This is a genomic window from Pseudomonas sp. (assembly GCF_037994325.1).
Lineage (GTDB): Bacteria > Pseudomonadota > Gammaproteobacteria > Pseudomonadales > Pseudomonadaceae > Aquipseudomonas.
In genome coordinates this window covers 22530-28529 of the sequence record NZ_JBBNAH010000747.1, presented here as the reverse complement: position 1 = coordinate 28529, position 6000 = coordinate 22530, and the positions used below count along the sequence as shown (strand labels likewise).

Genomic DNA, 6000 nt, shown 5'->3' with positions numbered 1-6000 from the left:
ACCCTATAGCGTGCAGGCGCAAGGAATTAAGACGTGGCTAGTAAAAAATGGCATTGATTTGGCTAGCCGTTGGTATCTGAGTAAAAGCGGAATAACGGATGCCGGCTACATTCATCTTGAGACGCTTTCTAAAGTAAAACGTCCAGCGATAACCCAGGAACAGATAAGGACGTGGAGGGATATGCCACAAGAGGAAAAAAATAAAGTAGGCGGTTGGTTGGGCTGGGCTTGGCGTGAAAATATATCGTTGCCTAGCGCGAGAAGAATGTTGAAGCGTGATGGGCTTTCAAATCGAGGTGAGAGACGGCTCGGTGATTTGTCAGAGCAAGGTAGCCGCATCACCCCGGAACAGGCGGCAATGTGGAGGTCGATGCCCCTAAAACAGAAGAAAGAAGCGGGAGGATGGAAAAGCTGGGCCCAGCAATTAGGGATTTCCACGGTTAGTGCTAGTAACGTGATAACTGATGAAGGATTAACCCCTGCCGGTCGAGCACTAGTGAAGAACCCGGCCTTGCAACATAAGCATCCTGAACTGGCGGGGGACGAACCACAGAACGAGCCGCCGATACTAGTAGGGCAACTGCCGATAGAGGCAGAGCACGCACTTACTGACAAGCAAGATGACACCATTACCGCCGCACAAGCTGCAGCGTGGAACTGGATGCCTTCACAATTGAAGATGCAGGTGGGCGGCTGGAGAAAGTGGGCCCAGCAATTAGGCATTTCCGTAAAGAGCGCCCGCAGGGTGCTAAATGACAACGGGCTAACCCCTCGCGGGCAAGCGTTGATACGAAGTCAGGGCCTGGACACAACGGCCCCGAAACTGGCTCCGATTCGGTTAACGAAACTGGCCCCCAAACGGGCTCCGGCAAGCGCGGTTATTCCCGTTGCTGTAATGCCGGGTGTGATTGTTCTAAAAGAAGAAGTGTTGGGCCGGCTCCCCAGCATAAGTCCGGCGGTCGAGACGGGCACCTCAATTACTCTCGACCCAGCCAGTATGCGGCCGCCAATAGTTTTAAAACAGAATGAGCCTGATGTGCCGCAAGATGTGGATGCTCGGCAAGCAGTTTCCGACGCCACTAAACTGCGCAACGAAGTACCTGTGGCCGCTAAACACCCCCTATTAAAAGGACTCCTACACAGACAATCGAAAACTTCAATTGAAACACTCGTGCAACCAAAACTAATTGAAGAGCGTGCAGAGGCAGGCAACTTGCGTTCAACAGCCAGCGCAGAGGTGAGTCCGAAGATTACTGATATATTTAATATACTAAATAGTAAGCAGGGAACTCAGATTTCTACCAGCGCACGAGATGAGAGGGCGCTTGCCTTTGCAGTAAAAAATAACATGTTAGACAGTCATGGGCAGTTAACCAGCGAGGGAGAGCGCCGGCTTAAGTCTATGCGAGCAGAAAAAGCACTTCTCACGACATTGACGACAATGAAAGCACAGCTCAGTACCGGTCAGTTGGCAGATAAAAATGCCAGAAACACATTAGTAAGAGAGCTTTCCGCAACTAGCGGTATCGCCGAAGATAACCTTAAGTTTTATTTGAACCGTCCGCTGGAGATCGACAAGGCAATTAAAGCAATCAGCGAAAAATGGGAAGAGCAACATAAGTAACCCTGAATAAAAAATGTCGCCTGGTTTAACCGTTTACCTCGCTGAGTAGATGGCTTTGCCAGGCGCGGCGAGTCGCCAACGCGGTCAATAGAGAAGGGCATCGCAACAGCTCAATCATTGGTCAACGCTCGCGGCAAAAACTGCGTTGGGTAGCCGGGTCAGCCCCGCTTTGCCATCACCCTGCTATACGGAAATTCGACCTTTTTCGAAAACGTGCAGTCGGAGTGATAAGGCGCTGTTGCCAGAGGGTACTCAGCGATCACACATCATTCTTGAAGGTGACCTGAATTGGCCGAGACGCCATCTGCCACTGCGCAAATTGCAACATTAAAGAAAGCCGCCACCGGTATTAGCGGTTTCGACGACATCACCCTGGGTGGTTTACCGCAGGGACGACCCACCCTGATCTGCGGATTTGCAGGCTGCGGTAAAACCCTTTTCGCCATGAGCTTCCTGGTTAACGGCGCCGTGCAGTACGGCGAGCCCGGCGTGTTTATGAGCTTTGAGGAACGCCCGCAAGATCTGATAGAGAACGTCGGCTCGCTGGATTACGACCTGCAAGGGTTGGTCGAGCAAAAATTGCTGAGCATCGACCATGTGTATGTTGACAGCAGCGAGATTGAAGAGACCGGCGAATACGATCTTGAGGGTCTTTTTGTTCGCCTGGGTTATGCCATCGACAGCATCGGCGCCAAGCGCGTGGTGCTCGATACCATCGAAGCGCTGTTCTCCAGTTTCAAAGACACCGCCGTGCTACGCGCTGAATTGCGCCGCCTGTTTTATTGGCTGAAGGAGCGCGGGGTTACCGCGGTGGTAACCGGCGAACGGGGCGAAGGCTTGCTGACCCGATACGGCATTGAAGAGTACGTCTCTGACTGCGTAATCCTGCTGGATAACCGCGTGGTAGACCAAATCACCACCCGCCGTTTGCGTGTTATCAAGTACCGCGGCTCGTCCCACGGCACCAATGAATACCCGTTTTTTATTGATGAGCATGGCCTGACTGTTATGCCGATTACGGCGGCCGGACTTGATCATGAGGCCTTGGAAGAAATCGTTCCTACCGGCATCAGTGGCTTGGATCGCATGCTTGATCGTGGCGGCTATTTTCGTGGTTCAAGCGTCTTGGTCACGGGGTTGGCCGGCACCGGTAAAACCACCTTCGCGGCGAGCTTTATTAGCGCCAGCTGTCAGCGCCAAGAGCGCTGCCTGTTGTTCTCCTTTGAAGAAGCCGAAAGCCAGCTGCTGCGCAACCTGAGTTCGGTAGGCTTAAAGCTCAGAGCCCATATCGATAGCGGTTTGCTGCGGGTTGAGTCGGCGCGCCCGACCTTTTACGGTCTGGAAGTACACCTGGCGCGCATGTACCGCGAGATCATTGAATTTAAACCGCAGACCGTAATCATCGATCCCATTTCCGCGTTCCAGGGGCCAGCATCAGAGGTGCATGCCACCTTGCTGCGCCTGGTCGACCTGCTTAAACAGCGCAATATCACCGCCGTGTTTACCAGCCTCAGTGATGCGAAAACCACCCATACGGGCTTGGATCGGGCGATTTCCTCGTTGATGGATACCTGGGTTTCGCTGTCCAGCATTGAGGCCGACGGCGAGTACAACCGCCTGCTGCATGTGCTCAAGGCGCGCGGCATGGGCCACTCCAACCAAGTGCGCGAGTATCACATTGATCAGCGCGGCATCACCTTGGTAAGCCCGTATACCGGCCCACATGGTGTACTGACCGGCTCGGCCCGGCTTAATCAGGAGGCCCGCGAACGTCGCGAGGCCGAAGTACGCAAGCAATTGATCGAGCAACGTAAGCGCGAGAAGGAAAAAAACCGCAACGAACTGGAACGCAAGATTGCCGAAATGCGTGCCGCGTTGGATGCCCAGGAGCAGGAGGAGTCGCTGCTGGACAACGATGAATTCCGTCAACTGCAAACCGACGACGATATGCGTCGGCAGTTGGCCCAGGCCCGAGGACTTGTCGAGTGACCAGTACCGATGTGCAACCCATAGACCCCACTGCCGTTGGCCAACCCGGTCATTACGCCCTGCGCTTGTATATCGCCGGGCAAACCCCGAAATCGGTCACGGCGCTGCGTAACCTGCAACGCATCTGTGAGGAGTATCTGGCTGGGGTTTACTCCATCGAAGTGATCGACTTGCGCGTCACCCCCCAACTGGCGGCAGGCGATCAGATTCTCGCCTTACCGACCTTAGTGCGGCATTTACCCACGCCGCTGGTAAAAATCATTGGTGACCTGTCCAACACCGACAAAGTACTTGTCGGCCTGGATATTCGCCCAGAGCCGATCAATTGAACCCATTGCCGCCATCGCAACAGACCTCTGCCGAGCAGGCACTCGAGCCGCTGGTTAGTCGGCTCACCGATGCCACGGGTGCGGGTAACGCGGAAAATTTTCTGGAGCTGCGGCTGTATGTATCGGGCAACACCGGTCGCTCGACGCGTGCAATCAAAAATCTACGCAACCTGTGCGACAGCCATCTTCCGGGCGCCTATTCCCTGGAGGTAATCGATATCTACCAGAACCCCGGTGCCGCGCGCGAGGCGCAGATTATTGCGGTACCGACACTGATGAAACTCAAACCCCTGCCGGTCCGTTTGTTGATCGGTGATCTGTCCGATACCGCTACGTTGCGTAGCGCCTTGGGTATTGGTTGAGGGAGCGCCCATGATTGAACGTACGCCCGGCATGACCGACGAACGCTACATACAAGCGCTGCGGGAAAAACTGCGCGAAGCCGAAGATACCTTGGAGGCCATTCGCACCGGGGCGGTTGACGCCTTGTTTATCGACACCGGCGAAAGCGTCAGCGTCTACACCCTGGAAAGCGCCGACCGACCTTATCGCACGCTGGTTGAGCAGATGCAGGAAGGGGCAGTCACGTTGTCGCTTGACGGCTTTGTCCTGTATGGCAACGAGCGGCTGGGTGAGATTGTCCGCCGGCCGTTGGAAAAGATCGTAGCCCACGACTTTGGCGAATTTATCGTCAGTGCCGAGCGTGAGCGCTTCCGCCGCTTTTTAGCCGACAGCGCAGAAGAAGCCGTACGCAGCGAATTTAGTTTGCTCGCCGATGACGGCCAGGTAGTTCCTGCGTATCTGTCGTTTCGCACCCTGACGCTGGACAGCAGCGAAGAGCCGATTATTTGCGGCGTGGTCACCGACCTGACTGAGCGGCGGTTACTGGAAGCACGCTTGAGCCAAGCGCAAAAAATGGAAGCGGTGGGGCAGCTAACCGGCGGCCTGGCTCACGACTTCAACAACCTGCTGCAGGGCATCAAGGGCAGCCTGGACCTGATCGCCCGTCGTCCGGATTCGGAGAAAGTGGTGCGCTGGACCGAAGCCGGCCTTAAGGCGGCTGACCGGGGCGCCAAGCTGACGGCTCAACTACTCGCATTTTCCCGCTCGCAGAAGTTGGAGTTGCAACCGCTGCGAATTAACTCGGTGATCCGTGATATGACCGACCTATTGGTGCGCACCATCGGCACCACGGTACGGATCAAACTCAACCTCGAACCCAGCGAGCAGCACGTACTCAGCGACCCGACGCAATTGGAACTGGCCATCCTCAACCTGGCGCTCAATGCCCGGGACGCGATGCCCACTGGTGGTTCGCTGAACATCACCACACAGCACCATCCGCAGCCGGTGGAAGGCGCACCGCAGGGGGTGATGCAAGTGTGTGTAGCTGACACCGGCGTGGGCATGAGCGAAGAGGTGCGTTCAAAGGCCTTTAACGCCTTTTTCTCCACCAAAGGCATTGGTGCGGGTACCGGCTTGGGTTTGGCGCAGGTGCAAAGCATTGTTGAGCAATCCAACGGCTGGGTGCAGTTGGTGTCGGCGCCAGGGGCGGGCACCCAAGTGTTTCTAACGTTGCCGTATACCAGCGAAGGCGAGTGGCCCGAAAGCCCGCCGGCAGAAAGCAGCATGCCCAGCCAGTACACCGGCAAACGCGTGATGCTGATTGACGACGACCATGACGTGCGCCACGTGGTGATCGACATGTTGGAAGCGCTTGGCCACCAAGTGCGTGAAGCCGACAGCGGCTTGGCCGGGATTAAGCTGATTGATGTGCAGGTGCCCGACGTGGTGCTACTGGACTTCGCCATGCCGCACCTCAACGGCGCCGAAGTGGCGAAAATCCTCCGGCAAAAACACCCCGACTTGCCGTTGATTTTTATCAGCGGGTTCTCCGATACCGCGCAACTTCAAGAAGCCGTCGGCAGCAGCGCTACCGTGCTGCGCAAACCGTTCACCATCGACCGCCTGAATGAAATGCTGGAACAGGTCACACCCTAGCGCAGCCACGCTCACCTAGGGTGTGCTGCGCGCACCACGGCTTATGTGTTCGAAGCC

5 protein-coding genes are annotated in these 6000 nt (G+C 55.9%); all 5 read left to right on the top strand.

Features of this window, described 5'->3' with window-relative positions; all coding sequences use genetic code 11:
• A partial coding sequence (locus AAAB16_RS25185) for a hypothetical protein (protein WP_340665817.1) occupies positions 1-1624 on the top strand: 1624 nt, incomplete at its 5' end.
• Between the two features lie 288 nt (positions 1625-1912).
• The gene (gene kaiC, locus AAAB16_RS25180; protein WP_340665816.1) at positions 1913-3613 is read left to right on the top strand and encodes a circadian clock protein KaiC; all 1701 of its coding nucleotides are present in this window, start codon (positions 1913-1915) and stop codon (positions 3611-3613) included.
• Positions 3610-3942: a circadian clock KaiB family protein gene (locus AAAB16_RS25175; RefSeq protein ID WP_110613732.1), complete on the top strand. Its 333-nt coding sequence runs from the start codon at positions 3610-3612 to the stop codon at positions 3940-3942. Before kaiC ends, AAAB16_RS25175 begins: the two co-directional genes overlap by 4 nt.
• Entirely contained in the window at positions 3939-4304 is a 366-nt protein-coding gene (locus AAAB16_RS25170; RefSeq protein ID WP_340665815.1) for a circadian clock KaiB family protein, read from the top strand. Before AAAB16_RS25175 ends, AAAB16_RS25170 begins: the two co-directional genes overlap by 4 nt.
• A 10-nt stretch (positions 4305-4314) precedes the next feature.
• A complete protein-coding gene (locus AAAB16_RS25165) occupies positions 4315-5943 on the top strand; it encodes a response regulator (protein ID WP_340665814.1) in 1629 nt (542 codons plus the stop codon).
• Positions 5944-6000 lie beyond the last annotated feature (57 nt).

Excerpts from the sequence above, each read along its gene's own strand:
- AAAB16_RS25165 (WP_340665814.1), top strand. The coding sequence starts at position 4,315 with ATGATTGAACGTACGCCCGGCATGACCGACGAACGCTACATACAAGCG.